Here is a 26496-nt window from a genome sequence, read left to right on the forward strand (position 1 = left end):
AACTGGCTCTACACTACGGGCCATTATGGATATCTCGACCCTATCCCTGGCCCGGGCGCAGTTCGTGGCCAGCCTGAGCTTCCTGGCGCTGTTTCTCGCCGTTTCCCTGGCACTGGCCTGGGTGCTGCTGTTCTTCAAGATCCGGGCGCGCTGGTCCAGCCATGGCGGCTGGACGGCAGCCTACCGGTTCTGGGTGCGCATTTTCGCCCTGTCTTTCGTGCTGACCCTGGCGGCCAGCGTCCCCGTCCTGATCCAGATCGGCAGCCTGTGGGCGGGGCTGATGGACAAGATCGGCAACGTGGCGGGCCCGCTCTTGGGCTACGGCATCCTGTCGGCCTTCATCCTGAAATCGTGTTTCCTGGGCGTCATGCTGTTCGGCCAGCGCCGCGTGTCCGATGCCGCCCATACCCTGGCCGTGCTGATGGTGGCGGTGGGGCAGCTGGTGGCGGTCTTCTGGGTCCTGGCCTTGCAGTCCTGGATGCAGACGCCGGACGGCGCGCTGCTCGTCGACGGCCGCTACCAGGTCTATGACTGGGTGAAGGTCGTATTGAACCCCTCCGTGGGCTGGCGCATGGCCGTGGTCATGGTGGGAGCCGCCCTGGCCGCCTCCTTCCTGATGATGGGCGTGACGGCGCTGCAGGCCTTGCGCCGGCCGCTGGGCGATGGCGAACGCAGCGCGTTCAAGACCGCCCTGGTCGTGGCCGTGGTGGGCGCCTTCCTGCAATTGCCGGTTGCGACGGGCGCCGGGCAGATGGTGGCCAAGCTGCAGCCCGCCAAGGCGGCTGCCGCGGCCGGCTTTTGGGAAAGCGGGTCCGTGCCGCAACTGGTGCTGTTCGGCTGGCCCGATGCGCGCTCCCACCAGAACGTGGCCGACCTGACCCTGAACAATGCCGGGGGCATGTGGCTGCACCGCAACCCGGACGGTACCTACCAGGGCCTGGACAAGTATTCCGGCATGCTCCCGCCGGTGGCGCTGACCTTCTGGTCGCTGCGCGTGGCGGCGGGCCTGGGCCTGCTGATGCTGGCCGTGGCGTGCGTGACGTTCCTCTGGACTTTCCGGCGCGGACTGGACCCGTCGGCCCTGCCGTCCTGGTGGCAGCGGGTCCTGTGCGGCATGATGTTCGCCGGCGGCATCGCCGTCGTGGCCGGCTGGTGGGTGTCCGTCATCGGCCTGCAGCCTTTTGCCGTGAACGGCACCATCACGCAATCCGAGGTCCTGGGCACCGTGGCGTCCAGCACCGTCCTTTATGGCCTGGCCGGTTATCTGCTGCTGTACGCGCTGCTGCTGGCCGCGTTCGCGGGCATGCTGTTCCACGCGGCGCGCTACGGCGTGGTGCCCGTGCGCAAACTGAGCGGAGGCGCGCCATGATCGCCATGCTGGCGGCCTCGCAAGGCCTGAGTCCCGACGATCCTTCCTTCTGGATGCCGCTGGCGTTCATGGGCCTGCTGTTCGTCGTCATCGCCGCGGGCATGGTCCTGGACGGCTTCGACCTGGGCGTGGGCATCCTGCTGCAACTGGCCCCGGAACACGAGCGCGGCCGCATGATGAGCCTGCTCAGCCCGTGGCGCGACGCCAATGAATTCTGGCTGCTGCTGGGCATGGGCCTGTTCGCGGCGGCGTTCCCGTTTGCCTGGGGAGCCGTGCTGGGCAAGCTGTACGGGCCCCTGACCTTCATGGTGCTGGGCGTCGTGCTGCGCAGCGTGTCATTCGAATTCCGCATCCGCGCGCGCAACGAACACAAGCCGCGCTGGATCTTCGCCTTCTGGGCGGGGTCGATCATTACCGCGTTCGGCCAGGGCATGCTGCTCGGCCGGATCGCCACCGGCTACCAGTCCGATGCCGGCTATGGCTGGTTCGCGATGTTCGTGGGCCTGTGCGCGGTGGCGGCCTATGTGCTGCTGGGCGCGTCATGGCTGGTCATGCGCGTGGATGGCGATCTTCAGCGCCGGGCCGCCAACTGGGCCCGCCACGCCATCCGCTGGACAGCGGTGGGCATGGTGTCGATCGCGGTCACGCTGGGCCTGGCCAACGCGGGCATCTTCTACAAATGGAGCAACATCGCGCACTTGAGCCTGGCCGCGTCCGTCTGGGTGCTGATGCTGGCGGGCTTCGTCGCGGCCGAGATGCTGCTGGCGCGCCTGCCGGGGCGGGCCGACCGCTTCAGCTGGCTGCCCTTCGTGCTGACGGTGGCGCTGTTCCTGCTGATGCTCAGCGGCCTGGCCTACAGCCTGTTCCCCTACCTGATCCTGGACGACATGACCCTGTGGGACGGCGCCGGCGCGCTGGGCTCCATGCGCCTGGTCATGGCGGGTGCGGTCGTGGGGATTCCGGTGGTTCTGGTGTTCAACATCCTGGCCTACCGGTCGGTGTTCGGCAAGGAACGCCCGCCCGTGCCGCTGCTGCCGCCGCCGTCCTACTGACGCGACGCGGCGGCCGCCGATGGCGCGGCCATCGGCTTTTCCGGCCCGGTTCCGCTACAGGACCGGCCGGGACACCCGCTGCAGGATTTCTTCGCCGTAGGCTTCCAGCTTGCGGGCGCCCACGCCGCTGATGTGGCTCAGGGCATCCATGGAGTCCGGCTGGGCCAGGGCGATTTCCCGCAACGTGGCGTCGTGGAAGATCACATAGGCCGGCACGCCATGGCTCTTGGCGACTTCGCCGCGCCACGCGCGCAGCGCCTCGAAGACGGGCTGCAATTCGGGCGGCAGGTCGATGGTGGCGGCCTTCGGGCGGCCGCTGCCGGTCTTGCCGGACCGCGCCTTTTTCTCGGATTCCCGCCGCAGCATCAGCTGCCGTTCGCCCTTGAGCACGGCGCGGCTGCCTTCGGTCAGGGCGAGCGTGCCGTAGCCTTCGTTGTCCACCGTCAGCAGGCCCTGCGCCAGCAACTGGCGCAGCACCCCGCGCCAGGCGGTGTCGCTCAGGTCTTCGCCCACGCCGAAGACGCTGAGCGTTTCGTGGCCGTGCTGTTTGGTGCGGTCGGTGACCTTGCCGCGCAGGATGTCGATGATGTGGCCCGCGCCGTAGCGCTGGCCGCGTTCCTTCCACAGGCGGTAGACGGCCGACAGCACCTTTTGCGCGGCGACGGTGCCGTCCCAGGCCTGAGGGGGATCCAGGCAGACGTCGCAGTTGCCGCAGGCGGTGATCTGCTGGCCGAAGTAGGCCAGCAGGCGCACGCGCCGGCATTCCACGGTCTCGCACAGCCCCAGCATGGCGTCGAGCTGCTGGCCCAGGCGCCGGCGGTAGGATTCGTCGCCGGGCGATTCGTCGATCATGCGGCGCTGCTGCACCACGTCCTGCAGCCCATAGGCCAGCCAGGCGGTGGCCGGCAGGCCGTCGCGGCCGGCCCGGCCGGTTTCCTGGTAGTAGCCTTCGACGGACTTGGGCAGGTCGATGTGCGCCACGAAGCGCACGTCGGGCTTGTCGATGCCCATGCCGAAGGCGATGGTGGCGACCATGACGACGCCGTCCTCGCGCAGGAAGCGGGCCTGGTTGGCCGCGCGCACCTGCGGGCTGAGCCCGGCGTGGTAGGGCATGGCGTCGATGCCCTGGTTGCACAGGAATTCGGCGGTTTCCTCGACGCGGGCGCGCGACAGGCCGTACACCACGCCGGATTCGCCCTCGTGTTCGGTGCGGATCATGTCCAGCAGCTGCTTGCGCACTTCGTTCTTTTCGACGATGCGGTAGCGGATGTTGGGGCGGTCGAAGCTGGATACGAAATGGCGCGCCTCGTCCAGCGACAGGCGCTGGGCGATTTCGGTGCGGGTGACGGCGGTGGCCGTGGCCGTGAGCGCGATGCGCGGCACGTCGGGCCAGCGCTCGTGCAGCATGGACAGGCCCAGGTATTCGGGCCGGAAGTCGTGTCCCCATTGGGACACGCAGTGGGCTTCGTCGATGGCGAAGAGCGCGATACGGCCGCGTTCCAGCAGCTGCAGGCAGCGGTCGGTCAGCAGGCGTTCGGGCGCCACGTAGAGCAGGTCGAGTTCGCCGGCCAGGAAGGCCTGTTCGACCTCGCGGGCCACGCGCCAGTCCTGCGTGGAGTTCAGGAAGGCCGCGCGCACGCCCAGTTCGGTCAGGGCATCCACCTGGTCCTGCATCAGCGCGATCAGCGGGGATACGACGATGCCGGTGCCTTCGCGGACCAGCGACGGGATCTGGTAACAGAGCGACTTGCCGCCGCCAGTGGGCATGAGGACCAGCGCGTCGCCGCCGTCGATCACCTGTTCGACGATGGCTTGCTGGTCGCCGCGGAAGGATTCGTAACCGAAGACGCGCTGCAACACGCCAAGGGCGCGCGCGTCAGACATGGAGGTAGGCCGGGAGGATCATGGCAGGGATTTTAAGCCCCAATTCCGGCGGAGCCGTTCCGGCCGGGATATTTCCGTCCGCGCGCCAGGCGCCTACCAGCTCAGCCAGGTGCCGCGCATGAAGGTGTCGACGGGCATGCTGAGGTTGGCGCGCCAGCCGTAGTCCCCGGTGACGATGTCGCGGTCGGCGCCCACCGCCAGCTTCACTTTGGGGGCGACGAACATGCTGTGCGACAGCCCCACGCGCTGCTCGGCCAGGACCGAGCCCTCGCGCAGCCCGGAATAGGTGCCGCTGAGCGTGCCCCAGCCGGACAACGGGACGCCCGCGGACAAGGTGTTGCGGGTCTGGGGGGCCGATGCCACGCCGCCGGAGTAGGTCGACAGGTCGCCATAGCCCGCGCCGATCTGCTCGTTGGTATAGCCCAGGCTCACCGCATCGGCCACGTCCACGCTGTAGCCGAACCGGTAGCGGTAGCCGCTGGCCGCGTCGAACGTGCTTTGGGTGGCGCCGGCCTGGAATGTGCCGAATTCGCCGGCGCTGTAGGTGGTGCCCACGCCGCGCGTGGTGAGCGAGGGCGCGCTCTGCACCTGGCCTTCGAGCGTCAGGACGGGCGTGAGCCCGTAGCGCACGCTGCCGCTGCCGACCGAGGCGCCATAGTCGACGGCGCCGGACCGCGCGGCGGGGTCCATGAGGTTGAGCTTGCCCAGCGACGATGAGTACCCGAAGCTGCCTTCGGGCACGGTTGCGCCGGTGCCGGCCCAGTTGGAGATCTGCAGTCCGCCCACGGGCGCGCCGCTGCCCCAGCCGGGCGTATTGGGATTGACGTTGCCGACCGTGACGGAAGGGCCCGTGGTATTGCGGTAGACCCAGTTGCGGTCGCCCCCGTAGCGCAGGCCGTCCTGTCCGCTGACGGACGCGAACCAGGGCCGGCTGGGGCGCGATACGCCCGAAATCACCACCACCGGCACGCGCGGAATGTCCCCGTCTTCCAGGGCGAACGAATAGTCCGGTGCGATGTCTTCGGGTGCCGCCGGCGTGGCGAGCGGGTCGCAGGACAGGGGAGGGGGCGCGAGGTCTCCGGAAAGCCCCAGGCCCATGCCGGGAATGAAGCCGGCCTCGGGGTCGTCGCCCCCGCCTTGCACGCTGGTGTCCATCGCGGGCTCGGTCGCGTGCAGGTCGCAGGGCGTGGGGTCCAGCGGCACGGCGCGCGCATCCAGCGAGGCCGCGGGTTGCACCGGAAAGGGTTGAACAGGGGACAAAACCCCGATGCCACGCGCCACGCGCGTCGGCGCGGCCGCGGGAGGCGGTGCCGAAACAAAGGGGGGCGCTTCGGGCTCGTCGCCGAACGCGGGAGCCAGCGGCAGGCCCAGGCCTGCCGTCAGCGCCACGTGCAACAGCCGTCTGCGCCAGAGGATTGCAGGGGCGACCATAAGGGACAGTGTAGAGAGGGACCGGCGCCGGATCTGTAAACGATCTTTAGTAAACCCCACGAGCGGCAGCAGGCGTGGCGGTATTTTAGGGCCAGTCCGATCTTGCCGGGGGACACGTCGCGAAAGCGCGCAATCATGCGCCGTACATCGCGCAACAGGTATATTTCAGATGATTTCTTGCCTCTTGCGGGCCAAGGCGGCGCACCGCACTATGACGTCCATGGACAACTCCCACACCAAGCTGCTGGTCGTCGACGACGACCCGGCATTGCGCCAGTTGCTGGCCGACTACCTGAACCGGCACGGCTACGACACCCTGCTGGCGCCCGACGCGACCGACCTGTCGTCGCGCATCACCCGTTACGCCCCCGACCTGCTCGTGCTCGACCGCATGCTTCCCGGCGGAGACGGCGCAGACGCGTGCCGCCGCCTGCGGGAGCAGGGCGAGGACATCCCCGTCATCCTGCTCACCGCGCGCGATGAAGCCGTGGACCGCATCATCGGCCTGGAGGCCGGCGCGGACGACTACGTCGGCAAGCCTTTCGACCCGCGCGAACTCCTCGCCCGCATCGAGGCCGTGCTGCGCCGCAAGCGCGGCCCGTCCGCGCTCACCAAGGACGCGCCGGTTTCGTTCGGCCCCTTCGTGTTTGATCCGTCCACGCGCCAGCTCTCGCGCGACGGCGCCGTCGTTAAGCTGACGGGCGGCGAAATCAATCTGCTGGAAGCCCTGGTCCGCAACGCCGGCAAGCCGCTGTCGCGCGAACGCCTGCTGGCCCTGGCCCGCGACGACGACGCCGGCGAACGCAACGACCGCGCCATCGACATCGCGATCCTGCGCCTGCGCCGCGTGATCGAAGACGATCCCAAGCAGCCGCGCTGGATCCAGACCGTCTGGGGCATCGGCTACCGGTTTTCCCCCTGATGCGCTTTTCTCCCGGTTTTCTGGTGCCCCGTTCGCTGCGGGCGCGGCTGATCCTGCTGATCCTGGGCTCGGTTCTCCTGACGCAGGCGGCCACCCTCGTGACCGTGTCGTACTTCCGGCACAAGTTCATGGAAGACGTGGCCATCGGCTATATCGTCACCACCATCCGGACCCTGCGCGCCGCCGTGTCCCAGGTGCCGGCCGAAGACCGCGCCGATTTCGTGCGCACGGCGTCCCAGAACCAGTGGCGGCTGTGGTCGCGCGTCCTGCCCGCCGAGGCCAAGCTGCAGCGTTTCAATGGCCGCCGGCCGCCGCCCCCACCGCGCACTGCGCCGCGCCCGCCACCTGCGCCGCCCGCGATGGACTCGCAATTGCACGGTCCGCCGCCGCCGCCTCCGCCCGAGGTCCGGGGCGACGACCGCGACATGGACGGCGCCAGGACAGGCGAACGCACGGACGCGCAGCGCAGCGAGGCCGACCGCGCCCGCGACCGCGAGGAATACAACCGCCGCCACCCGCCGGAGCCCGACGATATCCGCCGCGACCTGCGCGTGCTGGTCCAGCAGCTCAATGAACGCCTGAACGACGGCACCCGGGTGGCGCTGTCGCGCGGACCCACGCCGGAAATCTTCATTTCGCTGGCGCCCAACCCCGCCACCGAAGACGCGCCGCGCCTGCGGGAATGGCTGGTCATCCCGCTGGACCGGCTGGACCCGCCCGTGGCCACGCCGTTCATCGCCGCGTGGCTCGGCGGCCTGGGACTTCTGCTGTTGCTGGCGGTCGGCTTTTCCTGGCACATCACGCGGCCGATCACGCGGCTTGCCGACGCCGCGGACCAGCTTGCCGCGGGGCAGCCGCAGCGCGTGGAGCCCTCGGGCCCGCACGAAACCCGCGCGCTCGGCGAACGCTTCAACGCCATGCTGGACGCGCTGGCGGAATCCGATTCGGTGCGCCGCACGCTTTTGTCCGGCCTGCCGCACGACCTGAAGGGCCCCTTGTCGCGCATGTGGCTGCGCGTCGAGATGGCGGACGATTCCACGCTCAAGGAAGGGCTGCGCACCGATCTGCGGGACATGCAGCACATGGTCGACCAGTTCATCGGCTTCGTGCGCGGCACCGATCCCGCCGCCTACCGCTATGCGCCGATCGTCCTGTCCGAATGGCTGACGGAGCGTGTGGGCGCCTGGCAGGGCGCCGGCACCGACATCGCCCTGGACGCGGCTGCCGACGCCGGGACACTGGTGGTGCAGGCCGACGCCGTGGCGCTGGGCCGCCTGCTGGACAACCTGATCGGCAACGCGCTGAACCATGGCGCGCCGCCGGTGGACGTGGCGCTGCGCGGCGAGGACGGCCACGCGGTGCTGGATGTCGCGGACCATGGCCCCGGCATCGTGCCCGAACGCCGCCAGGAGGCCCTGCGGCCATTCAGCCGGCTCGACGATGCGCGCACGCGCACCGGCAGCGTGGGCCTGGGGCTGGCGCTGGCGGAAGCCATCGCCAGGGCCCACGGCGGTTCGCTGGAATTGCGCCAGGCGGATTCCGGCGGCCTGTGCGTGCGCGTCAGGCTGCCGCTGTCCCAGAGCGCCTGAGACCGGCCCGCCCCGGGGCGGGCCGCGCTACGGTACGATGCATCCTGCTTCGTCCTTTGTCGTTTCCGCACCATGGCCATCCAGTCCGATTCGCTTTCCTCCCGTCCCGACGCTCCCCGTATCGTGGCGCCGCAGCCGGTGTCGCCCAACGAAGAGTCGATCGAACGCGCGCTGCGGCCCAAGGCGCTGGAAGAGTACGTCGGACAGCAGCGCGCCCGGGAGCAGCTCGAGATCTTCATCGCCGCGGCCCGCAAGCGCCAGGAGGCCCTGGACCACGTCCTGCTGTTCGGCCCGCCGGGCCTGGGCAAGACCACGCTGGCGCACATCATCGCCCACGAAATGGGCGTGCAGCTGCGCCAGACCTCGGGGCCGGTGCTGGAACGCCCGGGCGATCTCGCCGCGCTCCTGACCAACCTTGAAAAGAACGACGTTCTCTTCATCGACGAGATCCACCGCCTGTCGCCCGTGGTCGAGGAAATCCTCTACCCCGCGCTCGAAGACTTCCAGATCGACATCCTGATCGGCGAAGGGCCGGCGGCCCGCAGCGTGAAGCTGGACCTGCAGCCGTTCACGCTGGTGGGCGCCACCACGCGCGCCGGCATGCTGACCAACCCGCTGCGCGACCGCTTTGGCATCGTCTCGCGGCTCGAGTTCTACAACGCGGACGACCTGGGGCGTATCGTGACGCGCAGCGCCGGCCTGCTGAACGCGGTCATCACTCCCGACGGCGCGGGCGAGGTGGCGCGCCGCGCCCGCGGCACGCCGCGCATCGCCAACCGCCTGCTGCGCCGCGTGCGCGACTATGCCGAGGTCAAGGCCGGCGGCACCATCGACGCCGACGTCGCCGGCCGCGCCCTGGCCATGCTCGAGGTCGACCCGCAGGGCCTGGACCTGATGGACCGCAAGCTGCTCGAAGCCATCGTCCACAAGTTCGACGGCGGTCCCGTCGGCGTGGACAGCCTGGCCGCGGCCATCGGCGAAGAGCGCGACACGATCGAGGACGTCATCGAACCCTATCTGATCCAGCACGGCTACCTGCAGCGCACGCCGCGGGGGCGCACGGCCACGCTGACCACCTGGCGGCACCTGGGCCTGACCCCGCCGGCAGGCACGACGGGCGGCAGCGGCGACCTGTTCGGGAAATAGCGGCGCGGCGCCGCGCGCCGTCATGCATCCGGACGGCGCGCAAACGGCGCGGACGGGTTTATGATCCGAGGGTTTCGTTTCTCCCTCGCGATCAAAGGACCGAATTTCATGCAGCCCGAATTGCCCACCTATGATGATGTCGCGCGCGCCAGCGAGCGCCTGGCCGGCAACGCACACCGCACGCCCGTCCTGACCTCGGCCACGGCCGACGCCATCGCCGGCGCGTCGCTGTTCTTCAAGTGCGAGAATTTCCAGCGCATGGGGGCCTTCAAGTTCCGCGGCGGATACAACGCCATCGCGCGCCTGACGCCCGAACAGCGGGCGGCCGGCGTGGTGACGTTTTCGTCGGGCAACCACGCGCAGGCCATCGCGCTGGCTTCCAGGCTGCAGGGCGTGCAGGCCACGATCATCATGCCGCTGGACGCCCCGGCGGCCAAGCGCGCGGCCACCGAAGGCTACGGCGGCAAGATCGTCACCTATGACCGCTATGCCGAAGACCGCGAAGAAATCGCCCGCCGCATCCAGGCCGAGACCGGCGCCACGCTGATCCCGCCGTACGACCACGAAGACGTGATCGCGGGGCAGGGCACCGCGGCCAAGGAACTCTTCGAGGAAGTCGGCGAACTCGATTACCTGTTCGTGTGCCTGGGCGGCGGCGGCCTGCTGTCGGGGTCGGCCCTGTCCGCATTTGCGCTCAGCCCGCGCTGCCTGGTCTACGGCGTCGAGCCCGAAGCCGGCAACGACGGCCAGCAGTCGCTGCGCAAGGGCGAAATCGTCCGAATCCCCGCGCCCAAGACGCTGGCCGACGGCGCCGCCACGACCCACCTGGGCAACCTGACCTTCCCGCTCATTCAAAAGTACGTCCGCGACATCGTCACGGTGACGGATGAGCAGCTGGTCTCCACCATGAAATTCTTCGCCGAGCGCATGAAGATGGTCGTGGAGCCCACGGGCTGCCTGGCCGCGGCCGCGGTCATGCAGAACGTGGTGCCGGTGCGCGGGGCCAGGGTCGGCGTCATCATCAGCGGCGGCAACGTCGATCTTCCGGCCTACGCCAGGCTGCTGGCGGCCTGACGCGCGCAGGCGGCCTGCCGCCAGCGCGCTTGCGATTGTCGACCTTGCAGGGCAGAATCGGAATTCGATCCTGACGAACAGGGGGCTGCGGCATGCGTATCCTTGTCATCGGCGGCACGGGGTTCATCGGTCGCCACCTGGTAGCACGGCTTTGCGCGGACCAGCATCAGATCATCGTGCCCACGCGCCTCATCGTGCGCGGGCGCGACCTGCAGCTGCTTCCCACCGTCACCCTGCTCCAGACCGACATCCACGACGATGCCGCGCTGGACCGCCTGGTGCAAGGGTGCGATGCGGTCGTCAACCTGGTGGGCATCCTGCATGGCAACTCGGGCCGGCCCTACGGATCGGACTTCGCGCGCGCCCATGTGCACCTGCCGCAGCGTATTGCGCAGGCCTGCCTGCGGCACGGCGTGCACCGCCTGCTGCACGTCAGCGCGCTCGGCGCCGACTCCAGCGGCGACAGCATGTACCAGCGCTCCAAGGGGGACGGCGAGGCCGCCATCAAACAGGCCTTCCATGACCGCCGCGACGGCGGCTGGACCATCTTCCGGCCCTCCGTGCTGTTCGGCCCGGACGATCACTTCACCAATATGTTCGCGTCGCTGGCGCGCTGGCTGCCCGTGCTGCCGCTTGCCGGCGCGCATGTGCGCATGCAGCCGGTGTACGTGGGCGACGTGGTGACCGCCATGGAGACCGCGCTGGCCGATACGCACACCTGTGGCAAGACGTATGAGCTGGGCGGGCCCCAGGTCTACACGCTGGGCGAGATTGCGCGCCTGTGCGCCGCCTGGAGCGGCCACCCCCGGCCCGTGATCAGCATCCCCATGGGCGTGGGCCGCATGCAGGCCAGGCTGTTCGAATGCATGCCCGGCACGCCCCTGATGTCGCGCGACAACCTGGATTCCCTGCGGCGCGACAACATCTGCAGCGGGCCGATCGCGCCGGAGCTGCATGTGGTGCCCACGGGGCTGGAGGCCGTCGCGCCCCGCTACCTGCAGCAGGCAGAGCCCTGGAACGCCCGCCGGCCTTAGTGCCCTAGCGCACCAGCGCCTTGAGGGCCTGCTTGATGCCGTCGGACACGCCCACGCCTTCGGGCAGCGTCTTCAGTGCGGACAGGGATTCTTTTTCCGAATAGCCCAGCGCCAGCAGCGCGTTCAGGATGTCGGACTGGTTGTCATGGATAACGTGCGCCGACGCGCCGATGTCCGCGCCCAGCTTGCCGCGCATTTCCAGCAGCAGCCGTTCCGCGGTTTTCTTGCCGATGCCCGGAACCCGGGTCAGGCGGCCCGATTCCTGCAGGGTGATGGCCTGGGCCAGGTCCGCGACCGACAGCCCGGACAGCACGGACAGCGCCGTGCGGGCGCCGATGCCGCTGACCTTGATCAGCTCGCGAAACGCGCTGCGCTCGTTGGCTGACGCGAAGCCATACAGGATGTGGGCGTCTTCGCGCACGGTAAGGTGCGTGTAGAGCGTGACGCGGGCGCCGGTTTCCGGCAGCGCGTACAGCGTGCTCATGGGCACGTCGATGTCGTAACCCAGTCCGCCGACGTCCACGCAGATCGTGGGGGGCAGTTTCTCGATCAGGGTTCCGGTAATGCGTCCGATCATGGTGTAGGCCTGGCAAAGGTGGGGCCGCGGAACCCGCGGCGAATGCCGGGATTCTATACGTGCGGACGGGCCTGCGGGCCGGACCGGGGGCGCGGCGCGGCCTGGCAGGCGAAACGAAAACGGGGAATCAGCCGATCAGCCGGCCGTTGCGGATGCGGGTCTTGCCGCCCATGCGCAATGCGCTGCCCAGGCGTTCCAGCTTGTCCTGCAGCGGCCCCACGTGGGCGTGGCAGATCGCGCAGGCCAGCGCGTCGGCCGAGTCGGGCGCGGGCACGCCATCCAGCGCCAGCAGGTGCTGCACCATCATCTGCACCTGCTCCTTGGCGGCGCGTCCGGTGCCCACCACGGCCTTCTTGATCTGCAGCGCGGTGTATTCGTGCACCGCGAGCGAGCTGTCGGCCAGCGCGCACAGCGCGGCGCCGCGCGCCTGCCCGAGCAGCAGGGTGGACGCGGGATTGGTGTTCAGGAAGACGATTTCAAGCGCGGCGACGTCGGGTTGCGTGTCGCGCGCCACCTGGCGCAGATTGTCCAGGATGACTTTCAGGCGTTCGGACAGCGTCAGCGCCGGCGGGACCACGATGGTCCCGCTGGCCACGTAGCGCAGCCGCGAGCCGTCGGCATCGATCACACCGAAGCCGGTGCGGCGCAGGCCGGGATCGATGCCGAGGACGCGCATCAGTGACGGAAGTGGCGGGTGCCGGTCAGCACCATGGCGATGCCGTGCTCGTCGGCCGCGGCGATGACTTCGTCATCGCGCACGCTGCCGCCGGGCTGGATCACGCAGGTCGCGCCCGCCGCGACCACCACGTCCAGGCCGTCGCGGAACGGGAAGAACGCGTCCGACGCCACCGCCGAGCCCTTCAGGGTCAGGCCGGCGTTTTCCGCCTTGATGGAGGCGATGCGGGCCGAGTCGATGCGGCTCATCTGGCCGGCGCCCACGCCCAGCGTCATGCCGCCGCCGACGAACACGATGGCGTTGGACTTGACGTACTTGGCGACCTTCCAGGCGAACGACAGGTCGTTCATTTCCTGTTCGGTGGGCTGGCGCTTGGTGACGACCTTCAGGGCGTCGCGCGGCACGTTGTAGGCGTCCGGGGTCTGCACCAGCCAGCCGCCGCCCACGCGCTTGATGTCGAAGGCGTTCTGGCCCGTGCCCATCGGCACTTCCAGCACGCGCACGTTCTTCTTCGCGGCCAGGATGGCCAGGGCGGCGCCGTCGTAGGCGGGCGCCAGCAGCACTTCCAGGAACTGGGCGCTCACGGCTTCGGCCGTGGCGGCGTCCACCGGACGGTTGAAGGCGATGATGCCGCCGAAGGCCGACGTCGGGTCGGTCTTGAAGGCCTGCTGGTAAGCGCCCAGGGTGTCGGCCGCGACGGCCACGCCGCAGGGGTTGGCGTGCTTGACGATGACGCAGGCGGGCGCCTCGAAGCTGCGCGCGCATTCCCAGGCGGCATCCGCGTCGGCGATGTTGTTGTACGACAGTTCCTTGCCCTGCAGCTGGCGGTAATTGCCCAGCAGGCCGGCCGGACGCTGCGCGTCCACGTAGAAGGCGGCGCTCTGGTGGGGGTTTTCGCCGTAGCGCAGCGCTTGCTCCTGCTTGACCTGCAGCGTCAGCGTGCCCGGCCATTCGTTGCGGGTGGGCGCGGCGTCCTGCGCGGGCTCGGCGTCGGCCAGGCTGGTCAGGTAGGCGGCGATCGCGCCGTCGTACGAGGCCGTGTGGGCGTAGACCTTGGCGGCCAGCGCCAGGCGCAGGCCGTACGAGGTGCTGCCGCCCTTGTCCATTTCGGCCAGGACGCGCGAGTAGTCGACCGGGTCGATCACGACCGTGACGCCGCCGGCTTCGGTGCCGTGGTTCTTGGCGGCGGCGCGCAGCATGGCCGGGCCGCCGATGTCGATGTTCTCGACCGCGTCGGCGAACGTGCAGTCCGGCTTGGCGACGGTTTCACGGAACGGGTACAGGTTGACCACCAGCATGTCGATGCGATCGATGCCCGCCGCCTTGATGGTGTCCATGTGCTCGGCGCTGTCGCGGCGGGCCAGCAGGCCGCCGTGGATCTTCGGGTGCAGCGTCTTGACGCGGCCGTCCAGGATCTCCGGCGAGCCGGTGTGGGCGGCCACTTCGGTCACGGTCAGGCCGGAGTCGGCGAGCAGCTTGGCGGTGCCGCCGGTCGACAGCAGGCGCACGCCGCGCGCGGCCAGGGCGCGGGCAAATTCAACGATGCCGGTCTTGTCGGACACCGAAAGCAGGGCGGTTTCGATTTTCATGATGAGGGACGGAGTGGGGCGGGGGCGCCTTTCTCGTTCTGGTCGGATGGGAAATCTGGGGGAGGGGCGGCGCGATGCATCCGCCGCCCGCGCGGGGAAAGCTATACCTGGATATTGTGCGCCAGCAACTTCTTGCGCAGGGTGTTGCGGGTGATGCCCAGCATCTCGGAGGCCCGGGACTGGTTGCCGCCCGACCGCTCCAGCGCTACTTCAAGCACCGGGCGCTCCACGCAGCGCATGACCATGTCCCACATGTCGTGAGGCTCGGATTCGCCCAAGTCTTCGAAATAGCGCTCCAGGCTGGCGCGCACGCATTCTTCCAGGACATCTTTCTTGCTCATTTGAGTACAGATATTTTTATGTTGGTGTTGAGGCGGTTATGCCGCCAGCAGGGCTTCTGCGACCGGCGCCGGGTTGCTGCTGCCGTCGCGCGAGATGATGTCGAACCATTCCGCCACCGCCCGCCACTGGTCGCGGGTGTTGTCGATCTGGTTCATGCGGGCGCAGAACGAATCCGCGCCCGGCAGGCCGTCCACATACCACCCTATGTGCTTGCGCGCCGTGCGTACGCCGGTGTGCTCGCCGTAGAACCGGTAATGGTCGTCGAGATGTTCGAGCAGCAGCTCGCGCATTTCCCCATAGGAGGGAGGGGCCAGTGATTCGCCCGTGCGCAGGTAGTGGTCGATTTCGCGGAAGATCCAGGGACGGCCCTGAGCCGCCCGGCCGATCATGACCGCATCGGCGCCAGTGTAATCCAGGACGTGCCTGGCTTTGGCGGGCGAGTCGATATCTCCGTTCGCGATCACGGGGATGGTCAGTTCGGCCTTGACGGCGCGGATAGTGTCATATTCCGCCTCTCCCGTATAGAGGTCGGCCCGCGTGCGGCCATGCAGGGTCAGGGCGGCGATGCCGGCGTTTTCAGCCAGTTTCGCCACCTGCAGGGCATTGCGGCTGTCGCGGTCCCAGCCGGTGCGGGTTTTCAGGGTGACCGGCACGCCCAGCGGCGTGCAGGCGGCCACCACGGCATCCAGGATCCGCACGATCAGGTCTTCGTGGCGCAGCAGCGCGGACCCGGAGGCCACGTTGCAGACCTTCTTGACCGGGCATCCCATGTTGATGTCGATGATCCGGGCGCCCCGGCTGGCGTTGAAGGCCGCCGCCTCGGCCATCATGGCGGGATCCGCCCCGGCGATCTGGACGGAAATGGGGGCGATCTCGCCGTCGTGGTTCAGGCGGCGCGAGGTCTTGACGCTGTCCCAGAGCTTGGGATTGCTGGCCGCCATTTCCGACACGGCATAGCCCGCCCCCAGCTTCTTGCAAAGCTGGCGGAAAGGACGGTCCGTCACGCCCGCCATGGGCGCGACCAGAACATTGTTGGGGAGGGTCCACTGACCTATGCGCATGCTCACATTTTAACCGGCTCGAACGAACCCCATTTTTGTGGCGCCCACGCCGGGGTCCGAATGGGGAACGAAAACGCGCGGTCCGGCCCGTTTCCAGGGCCGGAACCGGCGGGATTCAGGCGCGAAAGCCCTGCAGCAGGTGCTGGGCCAGCGGCGCGCGCAGGGGGGAGGCCAGATCCATCCCCAACAACGCCAGGCCGCAGGCATGCTCCACCGGCGCAAGGCCGGTCGCGAAGGCGCGCGGCATGAGGTCGGTGAGGCCGGCGGTGATGAAGCGGTCAATGTGGCGCGCCTGGGCGAATTCGGCCAGGGCGGCGCCCGGATTGCCTTGCGGATGGGCAAGCCAGGGAGTCAGCGTCTGGGCCAGGCGGGCGGCATCTCGCAGCCCAAGATTCAAGCCCTGGCCTGCCACGGGATGCAGCGTCTGCGCGGCATTGCCGATGGCCGCCACGCGGCCATGCACCTGGGCCCGGCGGGCCGCCAGCGCCAGCGGGAAGACATGGCGGGGGGCGTGGCTGGACAGGCGGCCGAGGCGGTCGCCGAAGGCCTGCGACAGCGCCTGCGAAAACGCGGCGTTGTCCAGGGCGGCCAGTTCGGTGGCGCGGTCCGGCGCGGCGCACCACACCACGGAGTAGGCATCCGGCGTCAGCGGATGCGGCAGGAGGGCCAGCGGCCCTTCGGAGGTGAAGCGTTCCCAGGCCCAGCCGCGGCGGGGCAGGGTGGCATGCGCCGTGGTCAGCACGGCATGCTGGTCGTAGTCGCGCCGCACGTCGGTGGCGCCGGCGCCGTCAGACTGCACGGCCACCTGGCACAGCAGTTCGGCGTCGCCCTGCTGGATGCGCACGCCTTCCGCGTCCTGCCGGCCGATCTGGGCGGCAGGGCCGGACAGCACCGAGACGCCCGAGGCGGCGACGCATTCGTCCAGCCTGGCGTAGAGCCCGGAATAGGCGACCACGCTGCCCAGCTGGGGCACGCCGAAATCGGTGTTCTGGATCAGCGTGCGGCCCAGCCGGCCGCGCTGCGACACATGGATATTGCGGATGTCGGCCGAACGTTCGGGCCAGGCATGCAGCGATTCGAGCAGCACGCGGCTGCCGTGGTTCATGGCGAGCACGCGGGGATCCGCCGCCGGCACTGCCGCAGCCTGGGTGACCGGGGCGGCCGCGCTTCCCGCGAGCAGGGCGATGCGCGCCGGATCCGGCGCCACGCGCGCCAGCATCAGGGCCAATACGCGGCCCACCGGGCCGGCGCCAAGAATCGCAATGTCGAAGGCGGAGGAAGTCATGCCCGGATTTTAACCGTCCACTACAATCCGGGCAGCCGGCGCGGCTTGGCGCCATGGCCCCTTACCCGGTTGATCGACATGACGCAGGCTCAGGCTTCATCTCCGCTTTCCGCCGTATCCGCCCGCCGCCCGCGCAGCAAGGTCGCCGTCGGGCTGCTGGCCTGCCTGTTCGGCGCGGTGGGGGCGCACTGGTGGTACCTGGGCCGCCGCCACGCCTGGCTGGTGACCGTGTTCGCCTCGGCCAGCCTGTTCTGCGCGGTCCGCTTCTATCCGGTCTGGTACGACAACCCCGCCTTCTTCCTGCTGTTCATTCCCATGATCGACGGGTTCATCGAAAGCGCGGTGTACTCGCTGATGTCCGACGAGAAATTCGACCGCCTTTGCAATCCCGGCCAGGGCAAGGTGTCCTCCACGGGCTGGGGGCCGGTGCTCGTCGCCATCCTGGCCTGCCTGGTGGGGGCCATCGTCTCCATGTTCGCCATCGCCATGGTGGTGGTCTACGTCTGGGTGGCCATGGGCTGGCTGGACGGCTACGTGCTCTAGGCCGGGCGCGGCCCGGCGCTATTCGCGCATCAGCGCCTCGATCTCGCCCGCCTGCACCGGAACGCCGCGCGTAATGAGTTCGCAGCCTTCGTCGGTGACCAGCGCATCGTCCTCGGTGCGGATGCCGATATTCCAGTAGGCCTCTGGCACGTCGTCGGCGGGGCGCACGTAGATCCCCGGCTCGATGGTCAGCATCATCCCGGCTTCGAGCTTGCGCCAGGCTCTTTCCGCGCCGGGAGCGCCGCCGGGCTGGCGGTAGTCGCCGACGTCATGGACGTCCAGCCCCAGCCAGTGTCCGGTGCGGTGCATGTAGAAGCGGCTGTAGTCGCCGGATTCCAGCACGCCGTCCAGCGAGCCCTTCAGCAGCTTCAGGTCCAGCATGCCCTGGGCCAGGACGCGCAGGGCGGCCTCGTGGCCGTCGTTGAAGGTGCGGCCGGGGGCGGTGGCCTGCGCCGCGGCCTCTTGCGCCGCCACCGTCAGGTCGTACAGCGCGCGCTGGGGGCCGCTGTAGCGGCCGTTCACGGGAAAGGTGCGAGTGATGTCGCTGGCGTAGCTGTCCACCTCGCAGCCCGCATCGACCAGGACCAGGTCGCCATCGCGCAGCAGTGCTTCGCCGGCCGGGTAATGCAGCACGCAGGCGTTGGCGCCGGCGGCGACGATGCTGTTGTAGGCCACCGACTGTGCGCCATGGCGGCGGAATTCGTAGAGCAGTTCGGCCTCGATCTCGTATTCGCGCATGCCGGCCCGGGCCACGCGCATGACGCGGGTGTGCGCGCCGGCCGAGATTTTCGCCGCGCGTCGCATGGCCGCGATCTCCGTGGCGTCCTTGACCAGCCGCATGTCCGCCAGCAACGGCCGGATGTCCTGCTGGCGAGCGGGCGGGGCGTGGCCGCCGCGGCTGGCCTCGCGCGCCGCGGCCAGCCAGCGGTGCAGGCGGCCGTCCGTGCGCTTGTCGCCCGCCAGCGGCGCGTACAGCGTGGCGTGGTCCAGCATGAGCGCGGGCACCAGCTCGTCCAGCGCATCGACGGGATGGGCGTCGTCAAATCCGAAATGGGCGGCGGCGGCCTCGGGACCGAACCGCTTGCCTTCCCACATTTCGTGTTCCACATGGCGCGGCCGGCAGAACAGCACCGCCTTGTCGGACGCGCCGGCGATCAGCACCAGCCAGGCGCCGGGTTCGGTGAAGCCCGTCAGGTAGAAAAAATCACTGTCGTGCCGGTACGGATATTCCGCGTCGCGGTTGCGGACGGCCTCGGGCGCCGTCGCCAGGATGGCGATGCCGCCGCCGTCCGCGCGCATGCGCTCCATCAGGCGCTGGCGCCGCGCGGCGAAAGGGGCGATATCGTCGGGAGGCAGGCTCATGGCGGGCCGGGGCGCAAGCCCCGCAAGGGCGGAAGATGGGTCTTACTTTACCCGCCATCCCGCGAATGCAACACCCCGTGCGCGATTCCGGGATGCCGTCGCGGGTTTCACTGGACCTTCCGCTTTGCGCTGCTACAATCGCCGCTCTGTCATTGGGGAGTAGCCATCCTTTGTCCCCAAAGGAGTTAGCGTCAACAGACTTGGTGGTTCAGCGCTGCGGAGCAGCGACTAGTACCCCATGGCGCTAACGGTTTCCATGCAGGCGGCAAGCCCGCCGCGTGGATCAGCCAGGCGAGACCTTTGGCCGCGTTGCGTTCACCCTGGCCGGGCGAGCCGCAGCGTCGCGCCAATGGTTTCTGCTCGTCCGGCTGCGTTCATATGTTGCTCACCCTGTTTCTGTTCTTCCTGTCCGCGGCAGTGATCTACGTCGCGTGCGAATTTTTCGTCAACGGCGTCGAATGGGTCGGCCATCGCTTCCAGCTTGGCGCCACCGCCACCGGCACGGTGCTGGCGGCCTTCGGCACGGCGCTGCCGGAAAGCGCCGTCACCTTCATGGCCGTGGTGTTCGGCGACACCCCCGAGCAGAAGGACATCGGCGTCGGCGCCGCGATGGGCGGCCCGCTTGTGCTGGCCACGCTGGCCTATGCCGTGGTCGGCCTGGCCCTGTGGCGCGCGCGGCGCGGGCAACCGGCGCAGGCCAACTGTATCAACGCGGACCAGCGCAGGCTGGCCCGCGACCAGGCCTGGTTCATGGGCATCTTCATTTTCAAGGTGGGGCTGGGCCTGCTGGCGTTTGCCTGGAAGCCCTGGCTGGGATTCGTGTTCCTGGTCACCTACGGCCTCTACATCAAGCGCCAACTCAGCAACGACGAGGAATCCCTGGATTGCGAGGACCTGGAGCCGCTCAAGCTGCGTCCGCGCGACGAAAACCCCACCATGTTCTGGGCCGCCGCGCAGACGATCATGGCGCTGGTGGTGATCGCCGGAGCCTCGCACGTGTTCGTGAACCAGATCGAACTCCTGGGCGTGGCGATGGGCGCGTCGCCGCACGTGGCCGCGCTGCTGCTGGCGCCGGTGGCGACCGAACTGCCCGAGATCATGAATGCGCTGATCTGGGTGCGGCAGGGCAAGGAGCGCCTGGCGCTGGCCAATATTTCCGGCGCGATGATGATCCAGGCCACGATTCCCAGCGCGCTCGGGATCTTCATGACGCCGTGGCTGCTCGACGCGCCCCTGCTGGCGGCGGGCCTGTTCACGATGCTGTCCATCGGCCTCTTGTGGCTGCGCTTCCGCCGGTCGGCCATGAGCGTGCCGGCCCTGTCGGCGGTGGGCGGCCTGTACGCCGTTTTTGCGGGCTATCTGGGCTGGCATTTCTACGCCTTTTGACGGAACCCGGGCAAGCGTTGCCGCGTTTGCCCGATTACCGCCTCGTCCTTGTGTCCGAAATGCGCATAACCCTTGTCCATCAGTGGAAACCCGCGTAAAATCCTTCTGTTATCCATCCCAGGAGCAGTCTTCGTGAATACCGATTCCGGCGAAAGTTGTCGATCTTGCATCGACGTCGCTGTCTGACAGGAACCACGCAGATCTCCGTCTGCCGCATCCTGTCATTCAGGTTGCGGCGTATCCCAAGCTCCAGGCACACGCCTGGGTAATAGCGCAGGCGCTTGGCCTGCCGGGACCCTCCCCAACGTAAACCGCCAGAACCGCCGCTAGTCGCAGCGCCAGCGTTCGTGCACGTTTGTCGTGCCCGCCGCCCAGGCGCCGTCCGGCTGCGCACGTGTTCGCGATCACGCTCCCCATTCCTGCAATGGAGGTCGTTATGCGTTTCTTCGACTTGTTCCTACGCCGCGCCGGCGTGGACCGCGCCACCGCCCTGGGCCGCCGCCGCGGCACCTCGCGGCTCACGGTCGTCTGTCCGCGCGGCGAGCTGGGCGCATTGCGCAAGCAGATCTGCCTGGACTTCAGCGCCGCCGGCCTGGACGTCTCGCAGGTGCAGATCGATCAGGGCAAGGACCCGGACCTCGCGTCGGCTTGCATCACCGTCAATTGCCCCCCCGAACTGCGGGCGGAACTGATGTCGCAAGCGCGCCGCCTGAGCGCCAACCCTGCCGTGCGCCACGTGCATTTCGGCGCGCAAGCCGCGATGGCCTGAAGCCATCCCCACCCATTCTTCGGAGAATCACATGCCCAGCGCCTTAGACCCTGAGCCTCGATTGCGCCCAGTGCGCGGCTCCGGCATGCCCGTCTGACCTGTCCTCTCCCTGCGAGCCGACCGGCCGGATAGTCATCCCGGTCCGTACGGAGTCCGCAGCCCAGAATCCCCGGCCTCGCCCGCGCCTTGCGCGCCGCATTGCCCGGATCCGATTCCCCCGCTAGCTCCCCTTCGTTTTCCGCACCCGGCGCGCCATCGACGCGATCCGGACACCGGCAACATTGCTCCGGCGCCTTCGCACGCCCGTACGCGGCGGCCTGGCGGCGTTCCCCCCTCGAACGCCGCGGCCCGCCGCGGCCTGCGCGCGACCGTACCGGGCGGGTCGTCCGTGTCTCCAACAACAACACCAAAAAACGGAGCACTCCAATGTTTACGTTCCTGAAGTCCTTCTTTTCGTCCGCCGCGGGCCTGCGGCGCACCGGCCGCCACTTCCGCCGCGCCCCCATCCTGGAGCAAGGCGGCGATGCCGCGGTGCAGTCCGACGCCGCGCGCCGCGCCAGCCAGCGCATGGTGGACATGTCACGGATGGGTTTTGATTCCCTGTTCGCGCTGTTCGGCAGCGGCTGGGGCGGCCTGTCCGAAAGCCAGGCGCGGGCCGCCCGCGAACGCCATGGCGCCAACGAGGTCGACCACGAAAAGCCGCTGTCGTGGCCGGCCCACCTGTGGCTGTCGTACCGCAATCCGTTCAATCTGCTGCTCACCGTGCTGGCCGGGCTGTCCTGGCTGACCGACGTGCGCATGGCGGCCTCCGAAGATCAGTCCTGGACTGCGGTCGTGATCATCGGTTCGATGGTGGCGATCTCGACCGTGCTGCGCTTTGTACAGGAACGGCGCTCGAGCCGCGCCGCCGAAGCCCTCAAGGCCATGGTGCAGAACACGGCCACCGTGCTGCGCAGCGACGCCGACGGCATGCCCGCGGAAGGCGGCGGCAGGCGCGTGTTTGGCGCCACGCTGCACGCCACCGGTTCGCATCAGCGGGAAGTGCCGCTGGCGGAGCTGGCGCCCGGCGATGTGGTGCTGCTGTCCGCGGGCGACATGGTCCCGGCGGACTGCCGCATCCTGAACGCCAAGGACCTGTTCATCGCGCAGGCTGCGCTGACCGGCGAATCGCTGCCCGTCGAAAAGCACATGGCCCCGCGCACCCAGACCGGCAACGCGCTGGAACTGGAAAACATGGCGTACATGGGCACCAACGTCGTCAGCGGTTCCGGCAGCGCGCTCGTCGTCGCCACCGGCGCGGACACCCATTTCGGCCAGTTGGCGGGCCGCGTCACGCAGACCTCGCGCGCGCCCACGCAGTTCCAGCAGGGCATCAACCGCGTGAGCTGGGTCCTGATCCGGTTCATGCTGGTCATGGCGCCCGTGGTCATGCTGATCAACGGCTTCACCAAGGGCGACTGGCTGGAAGCGCTGTTGTTTGCGCTGGCCATCGCGGTGGGGCTGACCCCCGAGATGCTGCCGATGATCGTCACGGCCACGCTGGCCAAGGGCGCGGTGCGCATGTCGCGCCGCAAGGTGGTCGTCAAGCGCCTGGATGCGATCCAGAACCTGGGCGCGATGAACGTGCTGTGCACGGACAAGACCGGCACGCTGACGCAGGACCGCATCGTGCTGGAGCGCCACACCGATGTGTATGGCGTCAACAGCGACGATGTGCTGGCCTATGCCTACCTGAACAGCTACTACCAGACCGGCCTGAAGAACCTGCTAGACGTGGCGGTGCTGGAGCACGCGGAGGTGGAGCGGCGGCTGGACCTGGCGGGCCGCTATCGCAAGGTCGACGAGATTCCTTTCGACTTCTCGCGGCGGCGCATGTCCGTGGTGGTCAATGAGACCGAAAACGGCCGCGACCATCACGAACTGATCTGCAAGGGCGCGCTGGAGGAAATGCTGGAGGCCTGCACCCGCCTGCGCGTGGGCGGCGAGGAGCATCCGCTCACTGACGCGCGCCGCGCCGATATCCGCCGGGTCACGGCCGAGCTGAACCGCGACGGGCTGCGCGTCATCGCCGTGGGCGTCAAGGAAATGCCGCCCACGCAGCAGTCTTATGGCGTAGGGGACGAATCCGACCTGGTGCTGGTGGGGTATATCGCCTTCCTGGACCCGCCCAAGGAGTCCACCGGCCCCGCGCTGGCGGCGCTGAAGGCTTCGGGCATCGAGGTCAAGGTACTCACGGGCGATGTGGAACTGGTGACCCGCAAGGTCTGCCGGGAAGTGGGGTTTGACGTCCGGGCAGTGTGCCTGGGCGCCGAGATCGACGCCATGGACGACGATCAACTGGCGATCGCCGTGCGCGAGGCCAACGTGTTCGCCCGCCTGACGCCCGCCCACAAGGAGCGCATCGTGCGCAGCCTGCGCGCCCAGGGCGACACCGTGGGCTTCATGGGGGACGGCATCAACGACGCGCCCGCCCTGAGGGCGGCCGACGTGGGCATTTCGGTGGATTCGGCGGTGGATATCTCGAAGGAGGCGGCCGACATCATCCTGCTGGAAAAAAGCCTGATGGTGCTGGAGGACGGCGTGATCGAAGGCCGCAAGACCTTCTGCAACATGCTCAAGTACCTGAAGATGACGGCCAGCTCGAACTTCGGCAACGTGTTTTCGGTGTTGGTGGCCAGCGCGTTCCTGCCCTTCCTGCCGATGCTGCCCATCCATCTGCTGCTGCAGAATTTGATGTACGACATCTCCCAGACGGCGATACCGTTTGACAATGTCGACGAAGAATTGCTGAAGCAGCCCCAGCAATGGGATCCGGACGGGCTGGGCCGGTTCATGGTGTTCTTCGGCCCGATCAGTTCCCTCTTCGACATCGCCACCTATGCCCTGATGTGGTACGTGTTTCAGGCCAACGCCCCCGAACACCAGACGCTGTTCCAGTCGGGCTGGTTCGTCGAAGGGCTGTTGTCGCAGACGCTGATCGTGCATATGATCCGCACGCGCCGGATACCTTTCCTGCAAAGCCGCGCCTCCTGGCCCTTGATGGGGATGACGCTGATGGTCGTGACGCTGGGCCTGCTGCTGCCGTTTTCGCCGCTGGCCGAATACTTCCAGCTGCAGGCGCTGCCCTGGAGCTACTTCCCGTGGCTGGTGGGCATCCTGCTCGGCTACTGCGTCCTGACACAGTTGCTCAAGGGTATCTGGATCCGCCGCTACGGCTGGCAATAGGTCGAATCACCAGGCGGCGGGCGCGGCCCGCCGCCTTAGCGGGAGAGCAGCATGAGAATCGCATTTTGCGCTGCCTTGATGGCGGGCAGCCTCGTCCAGCCGCTGGCCGTCCTGGCCGCCGAAGACAGCGCCGGCCTGCAGCTTTATGGCGTGGTGGACGGCGGAGTGGCGGTAACGAACGTATCGGGGCAGGGCAGCCGCAGCGGCTTCCTGGACGGCGGCCTGACGGATTCCCTGTGGGGACTGCAGGGAACCGAAGATATGGGCGGGGGCTGGCGCACCCGATTCCAGCTCGAAAGCGGCTTTGATCCGTCCACCGGCAACGCGGCGGACGACAGCAGCCTGTTCAACTACGGCGCCTGGGTGGGCCTGGGCCATGAGCGCTATGGCGACCTGCGGCTGGGCCGCCAGTACACCGTCGGCCAGACCTACGGCAATGCGCTGGAGATCGCATCGTGGAAGGATATGGGCATGGGAGCCACCTTCAAGGCGTCCGACAATTACCAGTTCAGCAACATGGTGAACTACTACTCGCCGATATGGCGCGGGTTCCAGGCGGGTGTCGGATACGCCTTCGACGCCGACGGACAGGACCGGTTTCGCACCAACCAGAACAACCGCGCGCTGAGCCTGGGCCTGAAGTACGAAGATGGCCCACTGCTGGCGGTGGCCACATGGGACCAATTGCGCCTGGCGGAACCGCCAGCGGGCAGCCAGGGGCGTCCGCAGGCCGTGCAGCTCGGCGCGTCGTATGACTTTGAGGTCGTCAAGCTGTCGCTGGCCTGGTCGCGCCAGCGCAATGGCTATGTCGGACTGGATGGCGGAGACCCCGACGGCCTGGGCCTGGGCCTCGGCCCGTCGGCCTTCGTGCAGGGAGGCACCGTCAACGCCTGGCTGGTCGGGGCCAGTGTTCCGGTCGGGCCGGGCGCCGTCCTGGTGCAGTGGTCGCTGGCCAGGCCGGACTGGCATTGGGCCAACGGCATGACGGCGCGCAATGCGCAGGTTGTGACGCTGGGCTATACCTACGACCTGTCCCCCAGAACAACGCTCTACGCCTTTGCCGGCTACGCGGCGAACTACACGCTGGACAACCAGTTCGATCCGGCGCATTCGCACACCACGCGCCTGGGAACGGGCATTTCGCACCACTTCTGAACGCCCGAAAGACCGGGGCGCCGCGCGGGAGCGCGGAACTTCGGGGTCTACTACAATCGGCGCAGAGCGGCGCACGGCGTCCGTCCCTGTCTTTTCCGTCGTTCATCGGATGGCCCGCATGGATAGTCTCGAATGGCTCGTACCCTGGGAGTTCTCTCCCACGCTGGTGGCTTCCTTCCTGGTGGCCATCGCGCTGTTCGTGCGCGGCCAGCGGGTACACCATGTGACGCGCGCGCGCCAGGTCCTCTTCTGGACGGGCATGGTGCTGCTGTACCTGTCGATGCACACCCGGCTGGACTACTACGCCGAGCGTATGTTCTTCATTCACCGCATCCAGCACCTGGTGCTGCACCATCTGGGGCCGCTCCTGGTGATGGCGGCCTTCCCGGGACAGGTCATGCGCGCGGGGCTGCCGATGGCCTGGCGCATCCGCCTGCGCGACTTCCTGCGCACCGGACCCGGCCGTGCGACCGTCGCGGTGCTTACCAACAAGATCTTCGTCCCGGCGCTGTTCGTCTTCCTGGTGCTGGTCTGGCTGATACCGTCGGTGCAGTTCTATTCCATGCTGGACTGGCGCCTGTACCGGCTCATGAACTGGTCGGTGGTGATCAGCGGCTTCATGTACTGGAACCTGATCCTGGACCGCCGGCCAGCGCCGCCGGCGGCCATGTCGCCCGGCGGCCGCGTGATTTCCCCCGTGGCGACCATGCTGCCGCAGATGGTGGCGGGCGCCGTCATCGCCTTCACGGAAAGCGACATCTACCCGCTGTTTGAATTGTGCGGCCGGGCCATTGCCATGTCCGCCCAGACCGACCAGACGATCGGCGGCCTGACCATGTGGATACCGGCCGCGCTGGTGGAAGTGATCGGCCTGATGGTGGCCCTGGGAACCCTGATGCGCCTGTCCGCCAAGGGACGCCTGCGCAAGGCCGACCGCGATGCGCGCGCGCGCGCCAAGGCCCGCGCGGCGCTATCCGCCTGACCCTTTCACCGCCGCGCGCCGGTTGTCCGGCGCGCGTACCGGC

At 68.5% G+C, this 26496-nt stretch carries 22 protein-coding genes and 1 riboswitch; of the genes, 13 read left to right on the plus strand and 9 right to left on the minus strand.

All coding sequences use genetic code 11. The annotated features are described in order from the left end of the window. The first annotated feature begins 25 nt into the window (after positions 1–25). Positions 26–1369, plus strand: a complete 1344-nt coding sequence (locus tag ABE485_RS02300; protein ID WP_346513154.1) for a cytochrome ubiquinol oxidase subunit I — start codon at positions 26–28, stop codon at positions 1367–1369. Continuing rightward, positions 1366–2421, plus strand: coding sequence for a cytochrome d ubiquinol oxidase subunit II (locus ABE485_RS02305; RefSeq protein WP_346513155.1), 1056 nt, complete (start codon positions 1366–1368; stop codon positions 2419–2421). Before ABE485_RS02300 ends, ABE485_RS02305 begins: the two co-directional genes overlap by 4 nt. Positions 2422–2475: 54 nt before the next feature. On the opposite strand, the gene recQ is transcribed toward ABE485_RS02305, so the two are convergent. Beyond that, a complete protein-coding gene (gene recQ / locus ABE485_RS02310; RefSeq protein WP_346513156.1) occupies positions 2476–4305 on the minus strand; it encodes a DNA helicase RecQ in 1830 nt (609 codons plus the stop codon). A 93-nt stretch (positions 4306–4398) separates the two neighbouring features. After that, positions 4399–5736: a fimbrial protein gene (locus ABE485_RS02315; protein ID WP_346513157.1), complete on the minus strand. Its 1338-nt coding sequence runs from the start codon at positions 5734–5736 to the stop codon at positions 4399–4401. 220 nt (positions 5737–5956) lie between these two features. Here ABE485_RS02315 and ABE485_RS02320 point away from each other — a divergent pair, with 220 nt between their 5' ends. From ABE485_RS02320 to ABE485_RS02340, 5 genes are all read left to right on the plus strand, one after another. After that, positions 5957–6658 (plus strand): response regulator, encoded by a 702-nt coding sequence (locus tag ABE485_RS02320; RefSeq protein WP_057287429.1) that lies wholly within the window; start codon positions 5957–5959, stop codon positions 6656–6658. After that, positions 6658–8247: a sensor histidine kinase gene (locus tag ABE485_RS02325; protein ID WP_346513158.1), complete on the plus strand. Its 1590-nt coding sequence runs from the start codon at positions 6658–6660 to the stop codon at positions 8245–8247. Before ABE485_RS02320 ends, ABE485_RS02325 begins: the two co-directional genes overlap by 1 nt. Before the next feature lie 72 nt (positions 8248–8319). Beyond that, a complete protein-coding gene (gene ruvB, locus ABE485_RS02330) occupies positions 8320–9393 on the plus strand; it encodes a Holliday junction branch migration DNA helicase RuvB (RefSeq protein WP_346513159.1) in 1074 nt (357 codons plus the stop codon). Positions 9394–9501: 108 nt separating this feature from the next. Then, the gene (locus ABE485_RS02335) at positions 9502–10467 is read left to right on the plus strand and encodes a threo-3-hydroxy-L-aspartate ammonia-lyase (RefSeq protein WP_346513160.1); all 966 of its coding nucleotides are present in this window, start codon (positions 9502–9504) and stop codon (positions 10465–10467) included. Positions 10468–10559: 92 nt separating this feature from the next. Further along, positions 10560–11501: a complex I NDUFA9 subunit family protein gene (locus tag ABE485_RS02340; RefSeq protein ID WP_346513161.1), complete on the plus strand. Its 942-nt coding sequence runs from the start codon at positions 10560–10562 to the stop codon at positions 11499–11501. 4 nt (positions 11502–11505) lie between these two features. Here the strand turns inward: ABE485_RS02340 and ruvA are convergent, their stop codons facing one another. From ruvA to ABE485_RS02370, 6 genes are all read right to left on the minus strand, one after another. Beyond that, entirely contained in the window at positions 11506–12078 is a 573-nt protein-coding gene (gene ruvA / locus ABE485_RS02345) for a Holliday junction branch migration protein RuvA (RefSeq protein WP_346513162.1), read from the minus strand. 127 nt (positions 12079–12205) lie between these two features. Next, positions 12206–12754: a crossover junction endodeoxyribonuclease RuvC gene (gene ruvC, locus ABE485_RS02350; protein ID WP_056568849.1), complete on the minus strand. Its 549-nt coding sequence runs from the start codon at positions 12752–12754 to the stop codon at positions 12206–12208. Then, on the minus strand, positions 12754–14343 hold the full coding sequence (gene purH / locus ABE485_RS02355; protein ID WP_346513163.1) for a bifunctional phosphoribosylaminoimidazolecarboxamide formyltransferase/IMP cyclohydrolase: 1590 nt from the start codon (positions 14341–14343) through the stop codon (positions 12754–12756). The genes ruvC and purH overlap by 1 nt, the downstream gene beginning before the upstream one ends. Before the next feature lie 101 nt (positions 14344–14444). Continuing rightward, the gene (locus ABE485_RS02360) at positions 14445–14684 is read right to left on the minus strand and encodes a helix-turn-helix domain-containing protein (RefSeq protein ID WP_006217670.1); all 240 of its coding nucleotides are present in this window, start codon (positions 14682–14684) and stop codon (positions 14445–14447) included. A 36-nt stretch (positions 14685–14720) separates the two neighbouring features. Continuing rightward, positions 14721–15746: a tRNA dihydrouridine synthase DusB gene (gene dusB / locus ABE485_RS02365; RefSeq protein WP_346513164.1), complete on the minus strand. Its 1026-nt coding sequence runs from the start codon at positions 15744–15746 to the stop codon at positions 14721–14723. Positions 15747–15861: 115 nt separating this feature from the next. Further along, entirely contained in the window at positions 15862–17031 is a 1170-nt protein-coding gene (locus ABE485_RS02370; protein ID WP_346513165.1) for a UbiH/UbiF/VisC/COQ6 family ubiquinone biosynthesis hydroxylase, read from the minus strand. Positions 17032–17109: 78 nt separating this feature from the next. On the opposite strand from ABE485_RS02370, the gene ABE485_RS02375 reads away from it, so the two are divergent. Then, on the plus strand, positions 17110–17574 hold the full coding sequence (locus ABE485_RS02375; protein ID WP_346513167.1) for an NINE protein: 465 nt from the start codon (positions 17110–17112) through the stop codon (positions 17572–17574). An 18-nt stretch (positions 17575–17592) separates the two neighbouring features. Here ABE485_RS02375 and ABE485_RS02380 read toward each other — a convergent pair whose 3' ends face one another. Then, the gene (locus ABE485_RS02380) at positions 17593–18936 is read right to left on the minus strand and encodes an aminopeptidase P N-terminal domain-containing protein (protein WP_346513168.1); all 1344 of its coding nucleotides are present in this window, start codon (positions 18934–18936) and stop codon (positions 17593–17595) included. A 141-nt stretch (positions 18937–19077) separates the two neighbouring features. Further along, a riboswitch (yybP-ykoY riboswitch) is annotated at positions 19078–19209 on the plus strand. A gap of 105 nt (positions 19210–19314) precedes the next feature. Between ABE485_RS02380 and ABE485_RS02385 the strand changes: the two genes are divergently transcribed. From ABE485_RS02385 to ABE485_RS02405, 5 genes are all read left to right on the plus strand, one after another. Beyond that, positions 19315–20322, plus strand: a complete 1008-nt coding sequence (locus tag ABE485_RS02385) for a sodium:calcium antiporter (RefSeq protein ID WP_346513169.1) — start codon at positions 19315–19317, stop codon at positions 20320–20322. A 436-nt stretch (positions 20323–20758) separates the two neighbouring features. Further along, positions 20759–21091 (plus strand): hypothetical protein, encoded by a 333-nt coding sequence (locus ABE485_RS02390; RefSeq protein ID WP_346513171.1) that lies wholly within the window; start codon positions 20759–20761, stop codon positions 21089–21091. Positions 21092–21517: 426 nt separating this feature from the next. Beyond that, positions 21518–24316 (plus strand): magnesium-translocating P-type ATPase, encoded by a 2799-nt coding sequence (gene mgtA / locus ABE485_RS02395; RefSeq protein ID WP_346513172.1) that lies wholly within the window; start codon positions 21518–21520, stop codon positions 24314–24316. A 51-nt stretch (positions 24317–24367) separates the two neighbouring features. Next, positions 24368–25471 (plus strand): porin, encoded by a 1104-nt coding sequence (locus ABE485_RS02400; RefSeq protein WP_346513173.1) that lies wholly within the window; start codon positions 24368–24370, stop codon positions 25469–25471. 109 nt (positions 25472–25580) lie between these two features. After that, complete coding sequence (locus tag ABE485_RS02405) at positions 25581–26453, plus strand: cytochrome c oxidase assembly protein (RefSeq protein ID WP_346513174.1); 873 nt, start codon at positions 25581–25583, stop codon at positions 26451–26453. Positions 26454–26496: the final 43 nt, after the last annotated feature.

Origin of the sequence: Achromobacter spanius (assembly GCF_039673305.1) — a bacterium.
GTDB classification, from domain to species: Bacteria; Pseudomonadota; Gammaproteobacteria; order Burkholderiales; family Burkholderiaceae_B; genus Achromobacter; species Achromobacter spanius_F.